The organism is Pseudonocardia sp. N23, from assembly GCF_002583555.1.
Lineage (GTDB): Bacteria > Actinomycetota > Actinomycetes > Mycobacteriales > Pseudonocardiaceae > Pseudonocardia.
Map to the genome: position 1 here is coordinate 154,915 of NZ_BEGX01000057.1, position 21,770 is coordinate 176,684.

General features: G+C 73.6%; 19 protein-coding genes. 8 read left to right on the forward strand and 11 right to left on the reverse strand.

Annotated elements, in window-relative coordinates:
* The 3 genes from TOK_RS32700 to TOK_RS17515 all read left to right on the forward strand — a co-directional run.
* On the forward strand, positions 1–198 hold a 198-nt coding region (locus TOK_RS32700; RefSeq protein ID WP_216361993.1), incomplete at its 5' end, for a hypothetical protein.
* Positions 195–845: an alkaline shock response membrane anchor protein AmaP gene (locus TOK_RS17510; RefSeq protein ID WP_098958940.1), complete on the forward strand. Its 651-nt coding sequence runs from the start codon at positions 195–197 to the stop codon at positions 843–845. The genes TOK_RS32700 and TOK_RS17510, both read left to right, overlap by 4 nt.
* A 77-nt stretch (positions 846–922) precedes the next feature.
* Positions 923–2,518 carry an alpha/beta hydrolase gene (locus tag TOK_RS17515; protein ID WP_098958941.1) on the forward strand — a complete coding sequence of 532 codons (1,596 nt, stop codon included), beginning with the start codon at positions 923–925 and terminating at the stop codon, positions 2,516–2,518.
* Positions 2,519–2,544: 26 nt separating this feature from the next.
* On the opposite strand, the gene TOK_RS17520 is transcribed toward TOK_RS17515, so the two are convergent.
* Entirely contained in the window at positions 2,545–2,778 is a 234-nt protein-coding gene (locus tag TOK_RS17520) for a hypothetical protein (RefSeq protein WP_098958942.1), read from the reverse strand.
* Positions 2,779–2,919: 141 nt separating this feature from the next.
* Positions 2,920–3,960, reverse strand: coding sequence for a non-homologous end-joining DNA ligase (gene ligD / locus TOK_RS17525; protein ID WP_098958943.1), 1,041 nt, complete (start codon positions 3,958–3,960; stop codon positions 2,920–2,922).
* A gap of 75 nt (positions 3,961–4,035) precedes the next feature.
* On the opposite strand from ligD, the gene TOK_RS17530 reads away from it, so the two are divergent.
* Together TOK_RS17530 and msrB are read left to right on the forward strand one after the other, a co-directional pair.
* The gene (locus TOK_RS17530; protein ID WP_098959080.1) at positions 4,036–4,347 is read left to right on the forward strand and encodes a hypothetical protein; all 312 of its coding nucleotides are present in this window, start codon (positions 4,036–4,038) and stop codon (positions 4,345–4,347) included.
* Between the two features lie 51 nt (positions 4,348–4,398).
* On the forward strand, positions 4,399–4,854 hold the full coding sequence (gene msrB / locus TOK_RS17535) for a peptide-methionine (R)-S-oxide reductase MsrB (RefSeq protein WP_098958944.1): 456 nt from the start codon (positions 4,399–4,401) through the stop codon (positions 4,852–4,854).
* A 166-nt stretch (positions 4,855–5,020) separates the two neighbouring features.
* Here msrB and hemQ read toward each other — a convergent pair whose 3' ends face one another.
* From hemQ to hemE, 3 genes are all read right to left on the reverse strand, one after another.
* Complete coding sequence (hemQ, locus tag TOK_RS17540) at positions 5,021–5,716, reverse strand: hydrogen peroxide-dependent heme synthase (RefSeq protein ID WP_098958945.1); 696 nt, start codon at positions 5,714–5,716, stop codon at positions 5,021–5,023.
* A 70-nt stretch (positions 5,717–5,786) separates the two neighbouring features.
* Complete coding sequence (hemG, locus tag TOK_RS17545) at positions 5,787–7,226, reverse strand: protoporphyrinogen oxidase (protein ID WP_098958946.1); 1,440 nt, start codon at positions 7,224–7,226, stop codon at positions 5,787–5,789.
* Complete coding sequence (hemE, locus tag TOK_RS17550; RefSeq protein WP_098958947.1) at positions 7,223–8,293, reverse strand: uroporphyrinogen decarboxylase; 1,071 nt, start codon at positions 8,291–8,293, stop codon at positions 7,223–7,225. The genes hemG and hemE overlap by 4 nt, the downstream gene beginning before the upstream one ends.
* Before the next feature lie 96 nt (positions 8,294–8,389).
* Between hemE and TOK_RS17555 the strand changes: the two genes are divergently transcribed.
* From TOK_RS17555 to TOK_RS17565, 3 genes are all read left to right on the forward strand, one after another.
* Complete coding sequence (locus TOK_RS17555; RefSeq protein WP_098958948.1) at positions 8,390–8,983, forward strand: DUF3000 domain-containing protein; 594 nt, start codon at positions 8,390–8,392, stop codon at positions 8,981–8,983.
* Between the two features lie 316 nt (positions 8,984–9,299).
* Positions 9,300–9,953 (forward strand): response regulator transcription factor, encoded by a 654-nt coding sequence (locus tag TOK_RS17560; RefSeq protein ID WP_098958949.1) that lies wholly within the window; start codon positions 9,300–9,302, stop codon positions 9,951–9,953.
* Between the two features lie 35 nt (positions 9,954–9,988).
* Positions 9,989–11,215: a ribonuclease D gene (locus TOK_RS17565; protein ID WP_098958950.1), complete on the forward strand. Its 1,227-nt coding sequence runs from the start codon at positions 9,989–9,991 to the stop codon at positions 11,213–11,215.
* A gap of 88 nt (positions 11,216–11,303) precedes the next feature.
* Here the strand turns inward: TOK_RS17565 and TOK_RS17570 are convergent, their stop codons facing one another.
* The 6 genes from TOK_RS17570 to TOK_RS17595 form a co-directional block, all read right to left on the reverse strand.
* A complete protein-coding gene (locus TOK_RS17570) occupies positions 11,304–12,491 on the reverse strand; it encodes a cell wall metabolism sensor histidine kinase WalK (RefSeq protein WP_098958951.1) in 1,188 nt (395 codons plus the stop codon).
* A gap of 10 nt (positions 12,492–12,501) precedes the next feature.
* A complete protein-coding gene (locus tag TOK_RS17575) occupies positions 12,502–13,167 on the reverse strand; it encodes a response regulator transcription factor (RefSeq protein WP_098958952.1) in 666 nt (221 codons plus the stop codon).
* Complete coding sequence (gene dxs / locus TOK_RS17580; protein ID WP_098958953.1) at positions 13,167–15,164, reverse strand: 1-deoxy-D-xylulose-5-phosphate synthase; 1,998 nt, start codon at positions 15,162–15,164, stop codon at positions 13,167–13,169. The genes TOK_RS17575 and dxs overlap by 1 nt, the downstream gene beginning before the upstream one ends.
* A 152-nt stretch (positions 15,165–15,316) precedes the next feature.
* Positions 15,317–16,624 (reverse strand): GGDEF domain-containing protein, encoded by a 1,308-nt coding sequence (locus TOK_RS17585; protein WP_141566432.1) that lies wholly within the window; start codon positions 16,622–16,624, stop codon positions 15,317–15,319.
* 144 nt (positions 16,625–16,768) lie between these two features.
* Complete coding sequence (locus TOK_RS17590; RefSeq protein ID WP_172457618.1) at positions 16,769–18,055, reverse strand: GGDEF domain-containing protein; 1,287 nt, start codon at positions 18,053–18,055, stop codon at positions 16,769–16,771.
* Between the two features lie 2,270 nt (positions 18,056–20,325).
* Complete coding sequence (locus TOK_RS17595; protein ID WP_172457619.1) at positions 20,326–21,585, reverse strand: MFS transporter; 1,260 nt, start codon at positions 21,583–21,585, stop codon at positions 20,326–20,328.
* Between the last annotated feature and the right edge of the window lie 185 nt (positions 21,586–21,770).

Consider the following 21,770-nt stretch of genomic DNA (forward strand, 5'->3'; position numbering starts at 1 on the left):
CCGGCAGCCGCCGATCCCACCGCTGTCGACCCCGCAGCTGCCGACCCCACAACTGTCGACCTCACGGCCACGCCCGCCGGCACGCCCCGCCTCGCCGACAGCGTCCGCGCCGACGTCGAGTCACTTCTCGACGACCTGCCGCTGCAGACCCGGCCCCGCGTCGCCGTCCTCGTCCGCACCCTGGGTGGTCCGCGATGAGCGCCACGACCGACCTCACCACCGCCACCGCGGCCGTGCCCGACCCGCGGGCCGGCCGCCGGTCCCGTCGCGCCGTCGCACGCTCCGCCGGACGTGAGCGCCGCGTCGTCGGCCTCATCGGGCTGCTCGCCCTGCTCGCCGGCGCCGGGACCGCACTGCTCGCGTTCGGGGTGTTCGGCAGCGGCCGCGCCGAGCGGCCACTGCTCGACCCGATGATCGTCGACGCCCTGCGGTCCCAGCCCATGGTCTCGCGCATCGTGGCGATCGTCGTCGGTGTCCTTCTCGTCGTCCTCGGCCTGGTGTGGGCGGTCCGCGCCCTCGCCCCCGAACGCCGGCCCGACCTCTCCGTCGACGCCGGCGCCGGCACCTCCGTCGTCGTCACCTCCGCCGCGGTCGCCGACGCCGTCGCCGGCCAGGCACGCAGCCTGCCCGGCATCTCCCGGGCGCGGGCCCGCATGGTCGGCGACGAGCGCGACCCGGCACTGCGCCTGACCGTCTGGCTCGCCGAGGACGCCGACGTCGCCGAGGTGTGCCGGCGCATCCCCGACGAGGTACTGGCCGCGGCGACCGACGCCTTCGGCGGCCGCGTGCTGCCCGTCGCCGTCCGCATCGAGACCGACAGCACCGAGGGGCCGCGGGTGCGCTGAGCACGCGTGCTCACCGTCGTCACACCGGCCGTCGGCAAAGCTGACACACGCATCCACGGTGAGGGGAGAACCGGCGCGTGTCAGGTCTTCGGCGACGCGCCCGCGTCGCAGGTGCGGTCTCGGCAGTTGCGCTGGTCGCCCTGACCACCGCGTGCGCGGTCGGCCCGTCGCAACGCCCGCCGGTCGCCGTCGTCGGCGGTGACGGGATGGCACCACCCCCACCGCCGACGGCGACCACGGCCCCACCCGCACTCCCCCGGCCCGGCCCGATGCGCCCGACGATCCGGCTCACCGACTGCACCGCCGACACCCTGGCCGCACTGGGCAACCCGGCCCAGGCGGGCGGGGTCGCGCTGCGCGTCCAGTGCGGCGACATCGACGTCCCGACCGACCCCAGCCGGCGCGGCCGCGGCACCAGCCGGGTCGGCGTCGTCGTCACCTCTGCCGCCGACGCTCCCCGGGACCGGCCACCGCTGCTCGTCCTCGGCGACAGCGCCACCGCCCCCTCGGCCCGCCACGGAGCCACGCTCGCCACCCAGGTCTCGGCCGCGGTGCTCGCCGGCTACCAGGTCGTCGGCCTCGACCGTCGCGGTGCCGGCTCCGACCTGCTGGACTGCTCCCCCGAGGACGCCCGCCTCGGCATCCTCGACGGTGACACCACCGCCCCCGGCGCCGCGACCGACCGGGTCCTCGCGTCCGTCCTGGAGGACGCCCGCTCGGTCGTGCAGGACTGCTACCTCACCGAGCCCGACGCCCTCACCGCCTACTCGACCGCTTCCACGGCCGCCGACGTCGAACGGCTCCGCGAGGACCTGGGCGTCGAACAGCTCTCGGCCGTCGGCATCGGCGACGGCGCGACCGCACTGACGCTCTGGGCCAGCGCCCACCCCACGAACGTGGGCCGGCTGGTCCTCGACGGGCCGCCCGACCCCGCCGCCGCCGAGCCCGACGTCACCGAGGCCCGGGCGGCGGGCGCGGAACAGTCGTTCGACGCGTTCGCCGCCTCCTGCGCCGCCAGTGGCTCGTGCGCTCTGGGCGCCGACCCACGGGCCACTGTCACCGGGCTGCTCCAGCGGCTGCGCACCCAGCCGGTCGCGGCGGCCGACGGGCGCCGGCTCACCGCGGGTGTCGCAGTCACCGCCCTGTTCGCGACGGTCGGTGAACCCCGCTCCTGGCCCGCCCTGACCTCGGCGCTCGCCGACGCCGACCGCGGGGTCCCCGACGCCATGCTCGCCCTGCTCGCGCCCGTCCTCGGCCGCGAAGGCCGGTTCGACTCGGCGCTCGCGACGGCCTGCAACGACACCAACCGCCGGCTCACCCCGCCCGATGTGACGGGGCTCGTCCAGCGCTGGGGCGGCGCATACCCGATGTTCGGGGCGCCGCTCGCGACGCAGCTGCTGGCCTGCGCGCCCTGGCCCGCCGGAGCCGGGCTGCCCGACCCCGGGCCCGTCCCCGGCGCGCCGCCGATCCTCGCGCTGGGTGCCGCGCACGACCCGCGGGTCGGCGCCGAGTCGGTCCGCCGGGCCGCCGGCGCGCTCGCGACCGCGCGGCTGGTGACGTGGCAGGGCACCGGCACCGGGAGCTACCCGCGGACCCCGTGCGTCGCCGGGGTCGTCGACCGGATGCTGGTGCAGGGTGAGATGCCACAGGCCGACACGGTGTGCCCGCCCTGAGCCCCACCGGGCCGGGGCCCGTCCGCTCAGGCGCGGACCGAGCGCAGCGGGCGGTGCCGGCCGCCGTAGGTGCCGGGCAGTCCGCCACGGCGGATGTCACTCGCCTCGTCGGCCATCTCGCGCATCACGCAGGGCCACGGCGCCGACACACCCGACGAGTCCCGGCACTCACGGCACTGACCGAGGTGATCGGGAGCGTGCTCACTGATCGTGCGCTCCAGCAGATCGGGCATCTCGGCAAGCACCGCAACGAGACTCATAATTCTCCCCTCGAGGGTCCGGTTCGGCATCGTGTTCAGCCGACTACATGGGGTAGCAAACTACTCTGCCCCGCAACCCTCCCCGATCCGGGGAACCCCTTGCGCCAGAACACAGCCGACGCACAGGAACGACCGCCCGGGTCAGGCCCCGGCGTCCTTCCCCGCCCGCGCCCGTGAGGGCTGCACCCGCATCGGTTCGCCCGGCATCTTCGGGTACTCCGGCGGGTACGGGAGCTCACCGAGACCGCGGTCGCGCTCGTCGGCGGCGAACCACTCCAGCGCCGACTCGATCCCCCCGACCGCGTCGTCCATCCCCGCGTGCGCGTCCCCGTCCCGCTCCAGCAGGGCCGGCACGGTGAGCACGTCGAAGTCCTCCGGCGCCACCGTCGGCAGCGTCTCCCACGTCACCGGCATCGACACCGTCGCCCGCGGCAGCCCCCGCACCGACCACGCCGACGCGATCGTCCGGTCCCGCGCGGCCTGGTTGTAGTCGAGGAAGACGCGCTCGCCGCGCTCCTCCTTCCACCAGTCGACCGTCGCCTGCTCCGGGATGCGCTCGCACACCCGGCGGGCGATCGCGATCACCGCGCGGCGCACCTCGATGAACGACCACTGCGGCCGGATCCGGGCGAACACGTGGACGCCGCGCCCGCCCGACGTCTTCGGCCAGCCCACCAGGCCCGCCTCGTCGAGCACCTCGTGCAGCACCGCCGCGACGGCGACCGCGTCGGAGAAGTCGGTGCCGGGCTGCGGGTCGAGGTCGATGCGCAGCTCGTCGGGACGGTCGGTGTCGGCGGCCCGGACCGGCCACGGGTGGAAGTCCAGGGTGCCCAGGTTGGCCGCCCACGCGATCACCGCAGGCTCCGACGGCGCCAGCGTGTCGGCCTTGCGCCCGCTCGGGAACGTCACCTGCGCCGTCCGCACCCACGGCGGCGCCCCCTTGGGCAGCCGCTTGGCGAAGAACGGCTCACCGTCGACGCCGTCGGGGAAGCGTTTGAGGTTCGTCGGCCGGTTCATCAGTACCCGCGTCATCGGCTCGGCGACGGCCAGGTAGTACTCCACCACCTGGCGCTTCGTGATGCCCCGCTCCGGGAAGTAGACCTTGTCCGGGCTCGACAGCCGCACCTCCCGGTCGCCCTCGGGCCCCGGCACGGTCAGCTGCACCACGGTCTTGGCCGCCATGGGCGCGACGCTACCGTCATCGCGCCGCCACGTCGCCGTCCCGGCCCCGACGGGGTGGGCCGCTACCCTCGGACGATGGCCGTGTGCGATCCCGACCAGCCCGACCCGGGCCCTGGATCACACATGTTCGACGACGAGCTGCTCGGCCTCGACCCCGGCGAACCCGAGGCGCAGGCCTTCGCCGCCCACCTCGACCGGATGCGCCGCGAACCGTCCTTCACCGTCGAGGCCTCGCTCACCGGGGTCGGCGACTTCGCCGACGCCGCCAACCGCGCGGAAGGCGGCCGGCGGTGGGCAGCCGTGCTCGTCGTCCTGCTGCTGCTCGCGGGCGTGGTGTACGTGGCCTCGACGATCCTCACCGCGGTCCTCACGATCATGGCCCGGTGAGCCTTCGCCCGTGATCCTCCGCCGGGTTGCACGAAGGGTTAGCGTGGACGCATGGGTCTGTTCAGCCGTGGCCAGGAGTCCAGCACCGACACCGAGCTCGACGAGGCTCCCGTCGCGAAGTCCGACGAGGAGTGGCGCGCCGAGCTCTCCCCCGCCGAGTACCAGGTACTGCGGCAGGCGGGCACCGAACGGCCCTTCACCGGCGAGTACACCGACACCAAGACCGTCGGCGTCTACCACTGCCGGGCCTGCGGGGCCGAGCTCTTCCGCAGCGAGACGAAGTTCGAGTCGCACTGCGGGTGGCCGTCGTTCTTCAGCCCGAAGGACTCCGCCGCCGTGATCGAGCGCGTCGACTCCAGCATGGGGATGCGCCGCATCGAGGTGCTGTGTGCCAACTGCCACAGCCACCTCGGCCACGTCTTCGAGGGCGAGGGCTACGCGACGCCGACCGACCTCCGGTACTGCATCAACAGCATCTCGATGACGCTCGAGCCCGACCCCGCCTGACCGACGCGGCCACCCCCGACGCCGAGTTCGGCGTGAGCCTGACGCCGGACCCACACATGAGACTCGCGCCGAGCGCGACATCGGACTGGGGTCGGCCATGATCGAACCAGTCTCACGTCGAGCTCGGCGCGGTCGCGAGCTTGTCGCAGGACGCGCCGCGTCGGGGTCAGGGCAGGGTGCTGACCAGATCGCCGATCTCGACGCGCGGGCCCGTGTAGAACGGAATCTCCTCGCGGACGTGGCGGCGGGCCTCGGTGGCGCGCAGGTGACGCATCAGGTCGACGATGCGGTGAAGCTCGTCGGCCTCGAAGGCGAGGATCCACTCGTAGTCGCCGAGCGCGAAGGCCGGGACCGTGTTGGCGCGCACGTCCGGGAAGTCGCGGGCCTCCTTGCCGTGGTCGGCGAGCATCTTGCGACGCTCGTCGTCGGGCAGCAGGTACCAGTCCAGCGACCGGACGAACGGGTAGACGCAGACGTAGCGGCGAGCGTCCTCACCGGCGAGGAAGGCCGGGATGTGGCTCTTGTTGAACTCGGCGGGGCGGTGCAGCGCGACCTGGCTCCACACCGGGACCGAGGCGCGCCCGAGCGCGGTGCTGCGGCGCAGGTCGGCGTACGCGGCCTGCAGGGCCTCGACGGTCTCGGCGTGCCACCAGACCATGTAGTCGGCGTCGGCGCGCAGGCCCGCGAGGTCGTACACGCCGCGGACGACGACGCCCTTGCCGTCGAGCGCCTCGACGAACTCCGCGGCCTGCGTGGCGACGGCGGTGCGGTCCTCGCCCAGCTTGCCGGCCTCGACGCGGAACACCGACCACATGGTGTAGCGGATCGTGTCGTTGAGCTGCGCGTAGTCCAGGCGTGCCATGAGCCCGAGTCTACTGAGCCGGCCCGCCGCCGGACCCGGCACGTGGGCGGGGCCACGGACCCGGCGGGGATCAGCGGCGGGAAACGTGGTCAGTGCTGGCGAGCGCCGCGACGATGCGTTCCGCTGCGGCACGGGCGGTGCCGACGCAGGCCGGGACCCCGACCCCGTGCAGCGCCGACCCGGCGACGGCGAGCCCGGGGTGCGCGGCGACGGCGGCCTCGATCGCGGCGACGGTGTCGACGTGCCCGACGGCGTACTGCGGCAGCCCGCCGCCCCAGCGCTGGACGTGCACGGCAGCGGGTGCGGCGGTGATGCCGTGCAGGGTGGCGAGGTCGGCCCGGACCATGGCGACGAGCGCTGCGTCGTCTACCTGCAGTGTCTCGGCCTCCCCGAACCGGCCGAGGGAGGCGCGCAGCCGGACGAGGCCGTCGGTGGTGGCCGGGGCGAGATGCCCCCACTTGACCGAGGTGTGGGTGGCGGCCTTGATCGAGAGCGGCTCGTCGGCGGCGACGAGCACACCTGAGGTGGCGGGCAGGGCCGCGGTGTCGGCGGCGCGGTAGGCCAGCGCGACGACGACCGACGAGGCCAGCTCGATGCGCCCGGCGGCGGCCGCGGCGGCGGGGACGCCGTCGGCGAGGAGCCTGCGTACCGCGGGGGCGGGCACGGCGAGGAGGACGGCGTCGACGTCGAGGTGCTCGGGCTCCGGCACGGGACCCAGGGTGAGACGCCACCCGGTGCCCGTCCGCTCCAGCAACCGGACGGTGGTGTCGAGCCGCAGTTCGGGGTGGGCGGCGGCGGTCAGCGCGTCGAGCAGGACGTCGTAGCCGCCGTCGAGGGCGCCGAAGACCGGCCCGGCGGTGGCGGGGCCGGTGATCCCGGAGGCGGCCTCGGTGACCGACGGTGCGCCGGCATCCAGGGCGGCGGCGAGCGCGGGAATGGTGGCTCGCAGGCCGAGAGCGTCGACGCGGCCGGCGTAGACACCGCCGAGGAGCGGGTCGGCGACGCGGTCGGCGATCTCGGGGCCGAACCGGGCGCGCAGCAGCCCACCGAGCGCCACGTCGCCGCCCACCTCCCAGTCCAGGGGCAGTCCGGGTTCGGCGGCGACGGCGGCGAGCCCCTCGGCGGACAGGACGTCGCCGAGGTGGGCGGCGCGCGTCGGCACCCCGAGCAGCGTCCCGGTCGGCAGCGGCCCGGTCCGGGCGCCTGCGCGGATCGACGCGGCCGCCCGGGTGGGGTGGACGACGCGGCCGGTGAGCCCGAGCTCGGCCAGCAGGGCGGGGACCTCGGGACGGCGTGCGAGGAAGGCCTCGGCGCCGACGTCGACGGCGACCCCGCCGAGGTCGACGGTGTGCAGGACGCCGCCGGTGCGGGCGGCCCGCTCGCAGACGACGATCCGGGCGGCATCGCCGAGCAGGGTGCGCAACCGGTGGGCGGCGGCCAGCCCGGAGATCCCGGCCCCGACCACCGCGATCGTGGGCGCGATCGTGGGGGCAGCGGCCGGGGACGTCACCGGACGGGCAGCGTGTGGACCAGGTCGACGACGCGCGTGACGACGTCGGGGTCGGTCTCGGGGAGGACCCCGTGGCCGAGGTTGAACACGTGGCCGGGGGCGGACCGGCCCTCGCCGGCGATACGCCGGACCTCGGCCTCGATGGACGCGGCGTCGGCGAACAGCACAGCCGGATCGAGGTTGCCCTGCACGGGGTGGGTGCCGCCGGCGCGGCGGGCGGCCTCGTCGAGCGGGATCCGCCAGTCGACACCGATGACGTCGGTGACCTCGGACATCGCGCCGAGCAGCTCACCGGTACCGACGCCGAAGTGGATGCGCGGGATGCCCGCCGCGGCCAGCGGTCCGAGGACCGCGGCCGAGTGCGGCGCGACGTAGGAGCGGTAGTCGCGCTCGGACAGCGCACCCGCCCAGGAGTCGAACAGCTGGACCGCGTCGACACCGGCGGCGATCTGCGCCCGCAGGAACACCGAGGTCGACTCGGCGAGGCGGGCGAGGAGCGCGTGCCAGACCTCCGGGGCGCTGTGCATGAGCGCTTTCGTCTTCTCGTGGTTGCGGCTGGGGCCGCCCTCGACGAGATAGGAGGCGAGGGTGAACGGCGCCCCCGCGAATCCGATGAGGGGGGTCTCGCCGAGTGCGCCGAGCAGCAGCCGGATCGCGTCGGTGACCGGGGTGACCTGCTCGGGGTGCAGTGTCGGCAGCGCCTCGACGTCGGCGGCGGTCCGCACGGGCCGGGCGACGACGGGCCCGACACCGGCCACGATGTCGACGCCGATGCCCGACAGGTAGAGCGGCACGACGATGTCGCTGAAGAGGATGGCCGCGTCGACGCCGTGACGGCGGACCGGCTGCACGGTGATCTCGCAGGTGAGCTCGGGATCGAGGCAGGCCTGGATCATGCCGGTACCGGCGCGCAGGGCGCGGTACTCCGGCAGCGAACGCCCGGCCTGGCGCATGAACCACACCGGCAGCCGTGACGGCCGGCCACCGCGCGCGGCCACCAGGAACGGGGCGGAGTCCAGCTCGCGGCGGGCGGCACCGGTGTGCTCGAGTTCGGTGAGGGCAGCCATCGGAGACGATGATCCCACAGGTCGCGGCAGGTCCCCCGATCGGATACCGGCGCGCCTGACCCGGGCCGACGGGGCCGCGACCTAGAGTCCCCGCTCGTGCCCGATACGACCGCCACACCACCACAGTTCCGCCGCGCGGTCGCGTCGCTGCAGTCGTACCGGCCGCGACCCGAGCTCGTCGTCCGGCCGCTCGACGCACCGCCCCGGCTGGCACCGTTCTCATGGGCGTACAGCGTCGAGGCCGACGTCGGCCACCGCGGCGACGGACTCGACGACCTCGACGAGCCCGACACCTCCGGCCGGCTCATCCTCCTGCACGACCCGGCGGGCCAGGACAAGTGGGACGGCGCCTTCCGGCTCGTCTGCTTCGTCCAGGCGCGGCTGGAGCGCGAGCAGCTCGGCGACGAGATGCTCCCGGTGATCGCGTGGTCCTGGCTGACCGAGTCGCTCGACGGGTGCGGCGCCACGCACACGGCACTGGGCGGGACGGTGACGCAGACGTCGTCGGTGCGGTTCGGTGACATCGCCGGCCCTCGTCGTGACGACGACGTCGAGCTGAGAGCCTCCTGGACCCCCGTGGACGAGCCCGACACGCTCACCCGACACGCCGAGGCATTCGCAACGCTCGTCGCGACGGCCGCGGGGCTCCCGCCGGTCGGCGTGCCGAAACTCGCGCGCCGAACGGTATAAGCGCGTGCTCACCAGGGATTACATGCCGAGGAGTCGATCGGTGACAGAGAGTTGATCACCCGAACGGGTGTACGCGGCGCGACAACGCTGTAACTTTCACCCGGAGAAGTTCGATCGGATACACGACGTTAGACCGCTTGGGGGGCTACGCTTCCTCCACGACACCTCCTCGGGCGGTCGGGCGCAACTCTCCGTCGGTCCGGGGTTCTGGTGCCGGTCGGGGGGCAACGACCGACTCCAGGGAGGTATGAACGTGGCCGTTGTGGGCCAGGGCGCACCACTGCGCAGTTCCACGGGAGCTGTGCTGTCGCCTTCCATGGTCCCGCACCCGCGGGAAGAGCTTTTCTCGGTGCTGGTGGTCGATGACCACCCGCTCCTTCGCGAGGCGATCGCCGCGCGACTGCGCTCGATGGGGGCAGGAACGGTGCACGAGGCCGCCTCGGTGGCCGAAGCCCGTGCCCGAGCGCAGGCGCACGGACCGTGCGACCTCGCGATCCTCGATCTCGGACTGCCCGACGGAAGCGGGCTCGATCTCGTCACCGAACTGCGCGCGCTGGGCTGGAACCGGCTCGTCGTGCTCGCGTCGTCCGACGACCCGTACGCCGTCCGCTCGGCCTTCCAGGCCGGTGCCCAGGCATACCTCCTCAAGTCGGCCTCCCCGGCCGTCGTGACCGACGGCGTGAAGCGTGTGCTCGACGGCGGCGTCTACGCCGACCCGACGGTGGCACCGCTCCTCGCCACGGGCACGCGCGTCCCCGGGACCGACAACACCCCGCGGGAGCTCTCGGCCCGTGAGGTGGAGGTGCTCCAGCTCGTCGCGGACGGCCAGTCGAACAAGGAGATCGGCGAAGCGCTGAGCCTGTCGGCGCTGACCGTCAAGAGCCACCTGTCGCGCATCGGGCGCAAGCTCGGCACGGGTGACCGGGCGCAGATGGTGGCGCTCGCGATGCGTGCGGGAGTCATCCGCTGACGACGAACCAACCCAGCGCTCCCCCACGCCATGGGGTGGACGGCACGACCGGCGGAGAAGGTCACCCCGACGGACCCGTGCCCCTGCTGCGTCCTGCCGACGGCCTGCCCGACGTGGTGGCCGACGCGCAGGCGCTGGAGCGCATCGCGGCGGACTTCGCGGCGGGCTCCGGCCCGATCGCGGTCGACGCCGAGCGGGCCTCGGGCTTCCGCTACTCGCAACGGGCCTACCTGGTGCAGCTGCGCCGGGAAGGCGCGGGATCGGCGCTGGTCGACCCGATCCCACTGGGATCGGACCTGTCGGCTCTCGCTCCCGCGCTGACCGGTCCGGAGTGGGTGCTGCACGCGGCATCGCAGGATCTGGCGTGTCTGGCCGAGGTCGGGCTCCTCCCGACGTCGCTGTTCGACACCGAGCTCGCGGGCCGGCTCGCCGGTCTCCCCCGCGTCGGGCTCGGGCCGATGGTCGAACAGCTGCTCGGACTGGCACTCGAGAAGGGCCACGGGGCCGCCGACTGGTCCCGACGACCGCTCCCCGAGGACTGGCTCGTGTATGCGGCCCTGGACGTCGAGGTGCTCGTCGAGCTGCGTGACCTGCTCGCCGGGATGCTCGCCGACCAGGGCAAGCTCGGGTTCGCCGAGCAGGAGTTCGAGGCCGTGCGCACCGCTCCCCCACCGGCTCCGCGTGCGGAGCCGTGGCGGCGCACGTCCGGGATCCACAAGGTGCGCAAGCCCCGGTCACTCGCCGCGGTACGCGCGCTGTGGGAGGCGCGCGACAAGCTCGCCGCCGAACGCGACATCGCGCCGGGTCGGGTCCTGCCCGACTCGGCGATCGTCGAGGCCGCCGTCGTCGCGCCCACCTCACCGGGTGCGCTGGCGGCGCTCCCGGTGTTCCGTGGGCGCTCGCAGCGGCGGCTCACGTCGTACTGGTTCGCCGCGGTCGACGAGGCGGCGAAGCTCCCCGGCGACGAGCTGCCCCGGTCGACCGTTCCCGGCGACGGTCCGCCGCCGGTGGCACGCTGGTCCGACCGCGACCCCGAGGCGGCGGCCCGGCTCTCCGCGGCGCGCGCCGCGCTCGCCACGCTCAGCGAGGAGTGGACGATCCCCGTCGAGAACCTGCTGCTGCCCGATCTGCTGCGCCGCATCTGCTGGGCCCCGCCCGCGGACGGCGACGTCCGTACCGCCCTCACCGCCGGCGGTGCGCGGCCGTGGCAGGTCGAGCTGACCACGTCGCTGCTCGAGACGGCGGTCACCGCCCGCGCCTGACCCCTTCGCGGACCCGCCGTCGGAACCGGCAGGGACGACACCGGCTGGGACGACACCGGCTGGGACGACACCGGCTGGGACGACACTGTCAGCGACGCGGGACGCGCGTCGGCGCAGGCAACCGCACCGTCACCGCCAGCCCGCCGCCCGGCACGGCGTCACCGCGGACGGCGCCCCCGTGCGCGAGCACCACCGCCCGGACGATCGACAGCCCCAGACCGCTGCCCGGGGTGTCGCCCGTCCGTTCCCGCGGGCCGCGGCGGAACGGCTCGAACAGCTCCGCCACCCGGTCCGGCGCGATCACCGGGCCGCTCGACGCGACGCGCAACTCCACGCCGCCGTCGACGAGCGCCGTCGACACCTCGACCCAACCGCCGGACACGTTGTGGCGCACCGCGTTCTCCAGCAGGTTGCCGGTGACGCGGGCGAGCAGGACCGGGTCGCCCGCGATGTGCGCGGGCCCCGTGGTCACCGCGAACCGCAGGCCGCGCGCCGCCGCGTCCCCCGAGACCGCCGCCACCCCGGACGCGGCCAGCTCGCCGAGGTCGACCGCGTCGCCGTCCACGTGCTCGACCGCCTGGGTGCGGGCCAGCAGCAGCAACGCCCCGACCAGCTCGTCGGCCCGACGGGTTGCGTCGCGGACGACCCCGGCCATCCGGCGCAGCTCCGTGACGTCGGCGTCCGGGTCGGCCAACGTCACGTCGACCTCCGTGCGCAGGACGGCCAGCGGGGTCCGCAGCTCGTGGCTCGCGTTGGCGACGAACCGGCGCTGCCCGTCGAACGCCGCCTGCAGCCGGTCGAGCATCGCGTCGAACACCTCGGCCAGCTCCGCGACCTCGCCGCGGGCGTCGCGCAGCGCGATCCGCTCGTCGAGCGACTCCGCCGACAGCCGCCGCGCCGTGGCCGTCACCGCGTGCAGTGGTGCGAGCACGCGCCCGACCAGCACCCACGACACCACCGCGGCCGCGATCACCACCAGCGGGAACGCGATCAGCCCGGCGCGCAGCACCTCCGCCCGCGCCGCCTCACCGACCGCCGCCCCCACATGACCGGCGTCGACCTCGACCCCACCGACGCGGACCGTCCCGCCCGCCGGGAACGCCGGCACGGCGCTCTCCGCGACCCGGCCGACGAGCAGCCACCCCAGCCACAGCAGCAGCACGCTGACCAGGGCGACGAGGACGGTCGCCAGCACGGTCAGCCGCGGGCGCAGCCCAGGTCCCGGCCGCCGGGCGACAGGGGTGCCCGGCGGCCCCGGCGTGCCGGGCGTGGCCATGTCCGCCCGGTCAGCCTGCCGCCGGAACGCGGTACCCGGCGCCGACGACGGTCTCGATCACGCCCGGATCGCCCAGCTTCTTGCGCAGCGTCATGACGGTGACCCGCACCGTCGTGGTGAACGGGTCGGCGTTCTCGTCCCAGACCCGCTCCAGCAGCTCCTCGCTCGACACCACGGCCCCGCCGGCCCCCATCAGCACCTCGAGGACGCCGAACTCCTTGCGCGTCAGCTCGACCGGCTCGGCGGCACGGCGCACCGTCCGGCGCGCCGGGTCGAGCGAGACGTCACCCGCGACGAGCAGCGGCGGGGTGGCCGGGGTGGCCCGCCGGCCGAGGGCCCGGACCCGTGCCACGAGCTCCGGGAAGTCGAAGGGCTTGGCCAGGTAGTCGTCCGCGCCGAGGGACAGGCCGTCGACCTTGTCGGCCACCGACCCACTTGCCGTGAGCATCAGCACCCGTGTCGTCGCCGCCGACGCGACGATCTCGGCGCACAGCTCGTCGCCCGACATCGACGGCAGGTCGCGGTCGAGCAGCACCACGTCGTAGCGGGTGATGCCGACCTTCTCCTGACCCTCCACGCCGTCGTAGGCGACGTCGACCGCCATGCCCTCGCGGCGTAGTCCGCGGGCCACCGCCTCCGCGAGCGGGCGCTCGTCCTCCACGACCAGAACGCGCATCAGCGGGCCCGGTCCTCGGACTCCCCCGCGGTCCGCTCCTCGGGCGAGACCGGCGCCTGGAGCATGCCGCCGTCGACCGCACCCTCGACGACGCGGCAGCCCGGCAGCGCCGACGCCCACTCGGTGACACGGCGGGCCACGTCCTGCGCGGTGAGGCCCACGGCCGAGAGCAGGTCGGCGCGGCTGCCGTGGTCGAGGAACGCCTGCGGCAGCGCGATGTCGCGGCTCGGGACGTCGACCTCGTCGGCGCGCAACAGGTCCGACAGCGCAGAGCCGAACCCGCCGTGGCGGCCACAGTCCGACACCGTGACGACGAGCTGATGCGCCGCCGCGAGCTCGACCATCGCCTGCGGCACCGGCAGCACCCAGCGCGGGTCGACGACGGTGACGCCGATCCCCTGGTGTGCCAACCGTTCCGCCGCCGCCACCCCGAGCTCGGCGAACGCGCCGACGCACGCCAGCAGGACCGTCGGCGCCTCGGCACCGGAGGCAGGCTCGACCAGCACGTCGACCGCGCCGATGCCGTGTCCACCGATACGGCGCACCGCCGGTACCGACTCGACGACCGCGCCCTTGGGGAACCGCAGTGCCGTCGGGCCGTCCTCGACGGCGACGGCCTCGGCCAGCTCCTCGCGCAGCGTCCCCGCATCGCGGGGCGCGGCCACCCGCATGCCCGGGACGACGCCCAGGATCGACAGGTCCCACATCCCGTTGTGCGACGGCCCGTCGCTGCCCGTCACGCCCGCCCGGTCGAGGACCAGCGTGACCGCCTGCTCGTGCAGCGCCACGTCGAACATGAGCTGGTCGAACGCCCGGTTGAGGAACGTCGAGTACAGGGCGACGACCGGGTGCAGGCCACCCCGCGCGAGCCCCGCCGCCGACGTCAGCGCATGCTGCTCGGCGATGCCGACGTCGATGCAGCGCTCCGGGTAGGTCTCGGCGAACTTCGCGAGCCCCACCGGGCCCAGCATCGCCGCCGTGATCGCCACGACGTCGGGCCGGAGCGCACCGAGGGCGACCATCTCCTCGGAGAACACGCTCGTCCAGCCCTGGGTCTTCGGCCCGGTCGGCAGGCCGGTGGCCGGGTCGAACGCCGACGGGCTGTGCATCTGCTCGGCCGCGTCGTTCTCCGCGGGCAGGTAGCCGTTGCCCTTGCGCGTCACCGCGTGCACGATCACCGGCCCGCCGAAGCGGCGGGCGCGCTGCAGCGCCGACTCCATCGCTGCCACGTCGTGCCCGTCGATCGGACCGAAGTACTTCAGGCCCAGGTCGGAGAACAGCTCCTGCGGGCTGATCGCGTCCTTCACCCCGGCCTTGAGGGCGTGCAGGCCGGCGTAGATCGCGGGACCGACCACCGGGGTACCGCGCAGCGCATGCTTGCCCGCGTCGAGCACCCGCTCGTAGCCGGGCTGCAGCCGCAGCGACGCCAGCCGGTCGGCCAGACCCCCGATCGTCGGCGAGTACGACCGGCCGTTGTCGTTGACCACGACGACCACGTTGCGGTCCGGCGCCGCGGCGATGTTGTTCAACGCCTCCCAGGCCATGCCGCCGGTGAGCGCCCCGTCGCCGATGACGGCGACGACGTGCCGGTTCTCCCCCTTGAGCGCGTACGCGCGCGCGAGCCCGTCGGCCCACGACAGCGACGTCGACGCGTGGCTGTTCTCCACCACGTCGTGCTCGCTCTCGTCGCGGTTCGGGTAACCCGACAGCCCGCCCGTCATCTTCAGCCGGTCCCAGCCGTCCTGGCGGCCGGTGAGCAGCTTGTGGACGTAGGCCTGATGGCCCGTGTCCCAGATCAGGGTGTCGTGCGGCGAGTCGAAGACGCGGTGCAACGCGATCGTCAGCTCGATGACGCCGAGGTTGGGGCCGAGATGGCCCCCCGTGCGCGAGACGGACGTGACGAGGAACCGGCGGATCTCGGCCGCGAGCTCGGCCAGCTCGGCCGGGCCGAGCCGGCGGAGGTCACGCGGACCATGGAGGGAACGCAACAGGCTCACTCCTCCACCATACGGTCGTGGGGATCATCCGACCCGGCGCGTCCACGCCCCCGGCGCCCTCTCTCGACGAGTGGCACACGGACGATCGCCGTGCGGCAGCCGAGTGCGCCGACGGCCACCCGGCGGCGTTCCGACGGGTGGCGCGGGCCCGCTCAGTCCTGGGCGGTGCGTGCCTGCGGGACGAGCGGTGCGGCCGTGACCCGGACCGTGTTGCGGCCCGCGTCCTTCGCCGCGTAGAGCGCCACGTCGGCCGCGGCCAGCACCGTCTCCAGGTCCTGCCCGTCGGCAGGGAAGGTCGCGCCGCCGATCGAGATCGTCAGACCGTCGACGACGAGCGGGCCCGCCGACGTCGTCACCGGTACCCCGAGCCGCTCCACCCGGCGCCGGACCCGGTCGGCGACGGCGAGCACCTCACGACGTCCAGCCCCCGTCCCCGGCAGATCGGGCAGCAGGACGACGAACTCCTCACCGCCGAAGCGCGCCACCAGGTCGTCCTGCCGGACCTCGGCCCGCAGCTCGGCCGCCACCGCTGCCAGCACCGCGTCGCCCACCAGGTGCCCGTGGGTGTCGTTGACGGCCTTGAAGTGGTCGAGGTCGGCGATGAGCACCGCGGCCGAGCCGTTCGTACGGCGGACCCGGCCGAGCTGGTGGTTCGCCTCCGCCCGCCACGCCGCGACGTTGAGCAGGCCGGTCTTCTGGTCGGTTGTCGCCGCCTCCTCGAGCTGTCGGACCTGCACCGCGCGCTGCAGCACCAGCAGCGGGGCCAGCGCCAGCGCCGCCGTCCACCGGTCGGCCGTGAGCGCCAGGGCGACCATCACCCCCAGGCACAGCGTCGCCAGCTCCAGGACGTGGTCGTCCACACCGCCGACGAGCTCGCGCGCGGACGGCCGACCGCCGCCCAGCGCCATCGCCGCCGCGACCAGCACGTTGTTGACCAGGAGGTACGCCACCGCGGCCAGCGCGACCCAGCCCAGTGCCGGCAGCCCCTCCCCGGCACCGCCGTCGCGAACCGGAGCGACCACCGCGTGGGCCGCCTGGGCCGCGAGCACGACGGTGGCGGCCGTGTAGACGAGGCGGTACAGCGGCACACCCGCCGGCTTCCACACCCGCAGCCACAGATGGGCGTACAGCACGACGACCACCGCCGCCGAGATCCGCAACGGCAGCAGCAGCGCCGCGGCGAACGTCCACACGGAGCTGAGGTCGAAGTAGGCGGTCGCCGCGACCCGGCGGCGCACCCGCTCGATGCCGGTGGCGGCCTCGATGTGCACCGTGCCCAGGACCAGCAACCAGGCACCCAGGACGACGTCGCCTGCGACGATGCCCGCCCCGTCGCGGCCCATGTTGACGAGCCAGCCCGCAGCCACGAACACGACCGCGAGGAGCTCCGCGGTGAGGACGAGCACCCGCACCCGGAGCGGTTCCGACCAGAGTGCCCAGCGAGCCGAGGACGCCAACACGATCGAGCCTCCCCCGGACACTTCGATGCCGACGAGGTACGAGGCTAGTGACCCCGGTCGGAACTGTCAGTCGAAGGTCGGTCACTCAACGGGGTGGATTCCGTCCGTACACGTCACACCAGGTGACGACGCCTGTACAGAAGGTCAGCCGGCGACGGGAGGTTCGCCACTCTCGCCCACGGCCTCGGTGAGGGCGGGACCCGAGCCGGTCCGGCCCGGCATCCGGTCGGGGCGGCTGTGCTGACCGACGTGCACGCGGTTGCGACCCGAGCGCTTGGCCGAGTACAACGCCGAGTCGGCCGTCTCCATGAGGCGGGTGAGGTCGGTGCCGTCGGTTCCGTACGCGGCGCCGCCGATCGAGACGGTGAGGCCGCTGATCGTGAGCGGGCCGTCCGGCGTCGGCATCTGGATAGCCAGGCTCTCCACGCGCCGCCGGATGCGGTCGGCCACCAGCCGCAGCTCCGCGCTGCCGTAGTCGCTGTCGTCGACACCCGGGAGCAGGATCACGAACTCCTCGCCGCCGAACCGGCCGACCAGGTCGTTCTCCCGCACCTCGTCGCGCAACGTCGCCGCCACCGCCGAGAGCACCTCGTCGCCCGCGAGGTGGCCGTGCCGGTCGTTCACCGACTTGAAGTGGTCGAGGTCGAGGATCAGCAGCGAGGCGGACCCGCCCTGACGGACCGCGCGACCCACCTCACGCTGGGCGTAGGCATGCCACGCCGCCGCGTTGAGCAGCCCCGTCTTCCCGTCGGTGCTGGCCGCCTCCTCCAGCTGCCGCACCAGCACCGCGCGGTGCAGCACCAGCAGCGCGGGCAGTACGAACACGACCAACCAGGGGTTGATGGCGAGGACGATCGCCGTGAGCCCGCCCAGGCACAGCGTGGCCAGCTCGAGCGCGTTCTCGTCCCAGTGCCCCAGCACCGTGGTGACCGTGGGGTTCGGCGAGCTGACCGCGATCGCGCCGGCGATGAGCCCGCTGTTGATCGTCGTGTACACGAGCAGCGCCAGGACCAGCGCGAACGGGCCGGCACCCGAGCCGAGGCCGGTAGCCACGTGATCGGGGGCGACGTAGCCGACGACCGCACCCGCCGCGAGACAGGCCAGGACGACGGTGGCCGTGCTGAACACCTGCCGGTAGACCGGCACCCGCGGCCGCCACGCCCGCCACCACAGATGCGTGAAGACGACTATCGCGACACCCGTCGCGAGCACCGGCGGCAGGAGCACCGCGCCGGCGAAGGTCCAGACCGAGCTGAGGTCGACGTGCGGGGTCTCGGTGACGCGTCGTCGCACCCGTTCGGCACGGACCGCGATCTCGGTGTGCAGGACGCCCAGCAACATCAGCGTGCCCGCGTCGAGAAGTCGTCCCGTGGACAGACCCGGAGCAGTGGCACTCAGAACGACGAGAGCGAGTGCGGTCAGTTCGACCACGAATACAGGCAGCATCACTCGAGCAGGCACGTTCCACACGGCCCATCGAGTGATTCGCCACGGGCGTGGAAATGCTCCGTCCGGAGTACTTCCATCGCCCAGTTCGCTACTCATTCATACTCTCAGTCGTCCGGCTGTCACCGGACGTGAGAATAGTTGATCGCGGCAGCCGCTGTCATGAGCAGTGAGCCCAACGGCACATGAGAACGTGCCCGGGGTCACCGAGCGTGGTCGACCACGCTCGGACACGGGAGGAGGTGCGCAGTGCGTAACAAGAGCTGGCACTGACGAGCGCGCCGTTCCTGCCGTCCCCGCAGGTTCGCAGGCCCCACCGACGTGGTCGGAGCTCCGCGGACCCCACGCGCCGGACGGCCCGCGCGCGGCGACGGCAACCGCCGGAACACCTTTGCGGTCGCCTCACGGAATTCATCGCGCGCAGAACCCGGAACGTCACGACGAACGACTCCGCCTCGGCGCGCCGCGTCGATTTCAGCACGCATTCCGGAAACGGGAAGAGGAATAGGTGCATGCGCAACAAGCCGCCCGCAATTCGTCATGTCGTTGCGCCGCATCCACATCGGAGGGAGTTCACGGTGCGCAACAAGAGCTGGTGAACGCGAACGGATCCGACCGTCGTCGACGTCGGACCGGGTACCGCGTCCGACCCCGTCGACACCACGACGAGCGGGCGGCCGCCGCAGGCAGAGGAGTGACCGTGCGCAACAAGAGCTGGTGAGACCTGCCGACGCCCACCCCGACCGACAGCCGAAGGAGGACGCAGTGCGCAACAAGTCCTGGTGACCCCGACCGACAGCCGACCGACCTCCACCGACAGAAGGAGCTCGCAGTGCGCAACAAGAGCTGGTGACCCACCCCCACCCGACGGACCCACCCGGAAGGAGCGCGACGTGAGCAACAAGTCCTGGTGACACCACCGCAGACCGGACCGGACCGGACCACGAGGAGGAGGACCCGTGAGCAACAAGAGCTGGTGATCCGCCCGTCACCCGACCAACGAGCAGGAAGGACCCGCCCGATGCGCAACAAGTCCTGGTGACACCCACCGCCCGGCCACCCGACCGACCGACCGACCGAAGGAGCCGTAATGCGCAACAAGAGCTGGTGACCCGCCAACCCGACCACCCGAGCCGAGAGGAGCACGACGTGCGCAACAAGTCCTGGTGACCCGCCCACGACCCGACCACCCGAGCAGGAAGGACCGCCCGATGAGCAACAAGTCCTGGTGACCACAGCCCCGCTGACCCGACGACCGGAGGAGCCCGGTGAGCAACAAGTCCTGGTGACGCCCGACCCGACCGACCGTCCGACCGAAGGAGCCGCAGTGCGCAACAAGAGCTGGTGACCCACCTCCACCCGACCGCCCGAGCCGAGAGGAGCACGACGTGCGCAACAAGTCCTGGTGACCGCCCCCGCCCCATCGACCCGACGAGGAGGACCCGTGAGCAACAAGAGCTGGTGACCCACTCCGACCGATGACCACCACCGATCAGGAGGACCCCTTGCGCAACAAGTCCTGGTGACGCCCGACCCGACCGACCGACCGGCAGAAGGGGCCGCAGTGCGCAACAAGAGCTGGTGACCCGCCCCGTCCCACACCCCACGACCCGAGGAGCTCCGGTGAGCAACAAGTCCTGGTGACCACGACCGCCCCCGGTACGGCCCGACCCGAGAGGAGCACGGCGTGCGCAACAAGTCCTGGTGACTCCACAGCCCCTCAGCCCCGCCGACAGAGGAGCCGCAATGCGCAACAAGAGCTGGTGACCGCCTTCCCGCCCCACCGACCCGCACGAGCCCGAGGAGCACGCGATGCGCAACAAGTCCTGGTGACCCGCCCCCGTCCGACAGCCCGAGCAGGAAGGACCGCCCGATGCGCAACAAGTCCTGGTGACCACGCCCGTGACGCCGACCCGACCGACGCACGATCGCGAGAGGAACGCCGCTGTGCGCAACAAGTCCTGGTGACGCGGCCCCCACCACACGTACGACCCCGGCCACACCGTGTCCCGTGCCCGGCGGGACGTCGCAGGCCGGCGACGAGGAGAGACGCGCTGATGCGCTGCACGAGCCGGTGACCCGGCAGCAGACTCTGGGGCGGCGACAGCGAGTGATCGCCGCCCCTCGTTCCGAGGACGACCGCCCGACGCCACGGGAGGCCGCGAGCACCCACCACTGTGGACGGACGGTGCGGGCCCACGACGGGCCCGCCGACGACAGGTCACCGAGCGGTCGGCGGTCCCGGGCCGGGCTCGTCAGCTCCCGGAGCGGGCCTGGGCGGAACGCCACGCGAGCGCGCCGCCGAGCGCGAGGACCATCCCGACGGCACCGGCGACAGCAACGGTGTCGGGCGGGCCGATGTGGTCGGCGAGCACGCCGCCGAGGAACACCGTGAGGCCCTGGGCGGCGATCAGGCACGACGCGGCGACGCCGACGACGCTTCCCCGACGTGCATCGGGTGTGGCGCGCACGAAGAGGGCCTGGGCCTGGACCATGAAGGCCGTCGACAGCGCGCCGGAGACGACCCACAGCGCGACCGACGTCCACAGGCCCGGGTGCAGGGCGCAGGCCAGGAGTGGCACGCCCGCGAGGACGGCCAGCACGCCGATGAGGCGGGTCCGCACGTGGGCGGGGACGAAACGTTGGAACACGTAGGCCCCGACGACGCTGCCCGCCGGGTCGGCGGCCATGAGCAGGCCGGTCCCGATGGGGGTGTTCTCGACGGCGGCCGAGTAGGGCGCGGCGATGGCCTCGGGAACGATGTAGACGGCGACGAGGAGCACCAGCCCGAGCATGGTGCGGCGGACCGGGTCGGCGAGGATCTCGCGGATGGCCTCGGCCCCGTCGCGGACGACGGACGTCAGGCGCTGGTCGGCGTCGGCGGAGCGCTCGGGTGCGGGTCGGGCGGGCACGCCCGCCCGCAGCACGAGCGCGGACACGAGGAAGGTCGCGGCGTTGACCAGCAGCGCGGTCCGTGGGGCGATGGCGACGAGCAGCAGGCCGCCGCCGGCGAAGGCCCCGAGCTGCACGGCCTGGCCGGTGATCTGGCGGACGGCGAGGCCGCGTTCGTACATCTCCCCCGGCAGCGCGAGTGGGAGCAGAGCGGCCTGGGCGGCGCTGTGCACGGACGAGAGCAGCACGACGACGACGAGCAGCCCGCACATGACGGTCAGCGGCAGCCCGGGCAGCGCCATGAGGGCGACGAGCACGGTGCGGACGAGGTCGACGGTCACCATGAGCTCGCGGCGGCGGTAGCGGTCGGCGAGGCCGCCGAGCAGGATTCCGCCGGCGAGGGCGGGCAGGAACGTGAGCGCGTAGACGAGTGCGGACCAGCTCGCCGAGTCGGTCTGCTCGTACACGAGGACGGCGAGGGCGAGCCGGGCGAGCTGGTCGCCGACCGCGGAGACGAGCTCGGCGCCCCACAGGCTGCGGAACTCGCGGCCGGCGAAGACGGAGCGACGCGGAACCTCGGGGGACGGCCCGGCCGGGGCGGACGGGGGGTCTGCGTCGGGCACAGGACCCACGGCAGGCGAGGGGACCACGGGGGGCGCGGGGACCTCACCGGCGCCGCGACTGTCGTCGCCGGTGTCACCCCCGATCCGGCCCGTCATCGCGCGGCGACCTCCCCTACGAACCTCCGAACACTGCCGGCCCGACCCGGTCCGGCGATCTTCGCAACCGAGCGTATTCAGCCGAACGC